Consider the following 3278-nt stretch of genomic DNA (forward strand, 5'->3'; position numbering starts at 1 on the left):
AGGAGAGCACGCGAAAGGTATTGCGTGATGCTAGGGCCTCCTCGACTGTCTCAACTGGAATGGTGGCGGCGGCAGCGATCTCGCTTGGGGTGGGCTCACGCTCAAGCTGAGCGGTGAGAGCTTCAATGGCGCGTTCGATGCGACTAGAGGTCTCTTGGAGCCAGGCGGGCTCGCGGATCATCCGGCTGCGGTCGCGCAAAAAGTGGCGGATGGCACCGCTGATAAAGTGCGTGGCGTAGGTGGAGAAACGAACTCCTTTGCTGGGATCGTAGTACTCCAGAGCAGAGAGAAGCCCCAGAGAGCCTTCTTGCGCAAGATCTTCGAGGGGCTCACCCGTTCCCAAAAACTTACGTGCCACGGACTCGACGAGGGGACCATGTGCGCGAGCAATTTTCTCTTTGAGAGCAGGCAAGGGGAGGTCGCCTGAGGAACGACCATCTCCCGTGCCGCGCCGACGGGCATATTCTTGGAGCCAGCGCAGCAGGGTTTCCTGAGGGATGGCAGTCGTTTTTTCTAAAGGAGAAGACATAGGCTTACATTTGGGATAGTCGGCAGAGACTGTTAATTTTTCCAGGAATTATTTTCCCTGAGGAGAATACGGTTCGTATCCGAAAATTGTGAGTATGAACTCGATTCTCCCTGATAATGACTTGGCACCTCTGATGCCGACGAACTCGGCAGCGCGAACGCCTGTGCCAACAGCACCGCAGTCACTAGATAGCAATCAGATGCTTAAGGGGCTTCTTGAGGATGGTGCACTACTGATACCACCAGGGATGGTAGGAGTAGGTCCTCTTGGGTCGGATACCTTTGACGAGGTGCGCTCCTCTCCGAGTGTCACGCCTTTGGCAGATACCCACATTGATGACATCTTGCGCTACAGCCAGCAGGTGAAAGCCTCTGATATCCATATCACAGTCAACCTGCCCCCGATGCTTCGTATTGACGGCAAGCTCACGCCCACGCCCTGGGAGGTGGTCACGCCCCGCGAGGCGCAGCGGCTGATCTACGATATCTTGCTCTCCGACCAGATCGAGCGCTACGAGCGCACCAAAGAGCTAGACTTCTCCTATGGGGTTCACGGGGTGGGGCGCTTCCGTTTTAATGTCTACCGCCAGCGCCACTCCGTTGGGTGCGCCATGCGTGCGATCCCTGCCAAGATTCCCTCGCTGGACTCGCTCCGCCTTCCCCCGATCCTAAAAGAGCTCACCAAGAAGCACTCGGGGGTGATCCTGGTGACGGGGCCAACGGGATCGGGTAAGTCCACGACCATTGCCTCGATGATTGATGCGATCAACTCCGAGCGTCCCTTGCACATCCTGACGATGGAAGATCCGATTGAGTACATTCACAATCACAAAGTCGCCATGGTCAACCAGCGTGAGATTGGCCAAGACTCCGAGAGTTTTGGCAACGCCATCCGCGCCGCTCTCCGTGAAGACCCTGATATTATCCTCGTCGGTGAGATGCGAGACAAAGAAACGATCGCCGCTGCTCTCACACTTGCTGAGACAGGTCACTTAGTCTTTGGGACGCTCCACACCCGAAGTGCCCCTGCGACCGTTGACCGTGTGATCGATGTCTTCCCTGCCGATCAGCAAGATCAGATCCGTGTTCAGTTTGCCAGCTCCCTTCAGGCCGTGATTGCCCAGCAGCTCCTGCCGATGGTTGGGGGGGGACGTGTTGCCTCCATTGAGATCATGGTCGCCACTGCTGCGGTGCGTAACTTGATCCGTGAAGGCAAGAGCCACCAGCTCATGAGCTCCATCGAGACCGGCTCACAGTTTGGAATGCAACAGATGGACAAAGTCCTCGCGGAGCTTCACCGCTCTGGCATGGTTACCATGGAGGAGGCAGCTAGCCGCTGTAATGACCGCGATAACTTCATGCGCCACTTGAAGGGAGGAAGCTAAACTTCCATGCCTACTTTTGTATACGATGTCATAGATACCTCCGGCAACAATGTTAAAGGTCGGATGGAAGCAGAGTCTGAGGGAGCCGTCCTGAGCCGTCTGCACGAGCAGCGCCTGCATGTCTTGGGAATCAGTGAGCACAAGACCAGTGCGCTGATGTCTATCGGGACGAAGAAATCTGTTGGGATACCCAAGCTCCAGTCGCTTGTGGTGTTCTCACGCCAGTTTGCGACCATGATAGACGCGGGCCTTGCGGTTCTCAAGTGCCTGGATGTTTTGGAGCAGCAGACCAAAGACCTACCACTCAAGGCGGCGCTAGGAGTGATTAAGCGCGATGTCCAGACAGGTGTCTCGCTTGGGGAGTCACTGGCCAAGCACCCGAACTGTTTCTCGAAGCTCTATGTCAACATGATCCGCGCCGCCGAGCTCGGAGGTATTCTTGATACCATTCTGGATCGTCTCTCACAGTTTCTGGAGAAAGAGCAGGAGATCCGCCAGAAAGTTAAGTCTGCCCTGACCTATCCGGTGATCGTCTTGGTGTTTGCGATGATCATCTTGTTTGCGATGTTTATGTTCATCTTGCCTACGTTTAAGCAGATGTTCTCTGACATGCAAGCGAAGATGCCCCCGATGACCGAGGCCCTTTTTGGCATCTCGGACTTCATGGTGCACAACTGGTATGTCTTTGTTTTTGCGCCTCTGTTTGCTTTTATTGGCCTGAAGCAGTATGCAAAAACGTCTGAGGGCCGCTACAAGTTAGACTACTTCAAGCTCAAGGTTCCGATCATGGGAGAGCTCGTCCTCAAGCTCTCAGTGGCTCGCTTCTGTCGTACTTTTGGTACTCTGTTGAGCTCTGGCGTTCCCATGATGCGTTCCATTGAGATCGTGGCGGAGACGGCGGGTAACGAGGTTCTGACCAAGGCGATCCAGGAGACCAAGACTGCGTTGCGCGAAGGAAGTCGCCTCTCGCCCCCGCTGGTCAAGTCTGGGCTCTTTCCGCCCATGGTCACTCACATGATTGATATCGGTGAAGAGACAGGGCGTATGTCGGAGATGCTGGTCAAAGTCGCCGAGTTCTACGAGCAGGAAGTGGATGCCACGGTCAAGGCACTAACGAGCTTGATCGAGCCAATCTTGATTATTTTCCTTGGGGTGATCGTGGGCTTTATCGTGATCTCTATCATGGGGCCGATGTTCTCGATTATCAACCAGATCCACTAATCAAAGTTTAATCTGTCGTTTTCTTCACTCAGCCTCCCTGGTGCGTTGACTGCATGGGGGAGGTTGTTGTATACTATAGTCCCGGCGCGGCAGCTCTGCCGCGCCGTGCTATATTCTGTTGTATTGTATGAAAGGAACCTGCCC

The 3278-nt window shown here is 54.9% G+C and carries 3 protein-coding genes; 2 read left to right on the forward strand and 1 reads right to left on the reverse strand.

Annotation, left to right across the window (positions count from 1 at the left end):
* The coding region (locus AC1XOS_RS21430; protein WP_481964245.1) for a sigma-70 family RNA polymerase sigma factor at positions 1-529 on the reverse strand (529 nt) is incomplete at its 3' end.
* A 94-nt stretch (positions 530-623) separates the two neighbouring features.
* On the opposite strand from AC1XOS_RS21430, the gene AC1XOS_RS21435 reads away from it, so the two are divergent.
* The gene (locus AC1XOS_RS21435; protein ID WP_481964246.1) at positions 624-1913 is read left to right on the forward strand and encodes a type IV pilus twitching motility protein PilT; all 1290 of its coding nucleotides are present in this window, start codon (positions 624-626) and stop codon (positions 1911-1913) included.
* Positions 1914-1919: 6 nt separating this feature from the next.
* Positions 1920-3134, forward strand: coding sequence for a type II secretion system F family protein (locus AC1XOS_RS21440; RefSeq protein WP_481964247.1), 1215 nt, complete (start codon positions 1920-1922; stop codon positions 3132-3134).
* Positions 3135-3278: the final 144 nt, after the last annotated feature.

This window comes from Armatimonas sp., assembly GCF_964826245.1.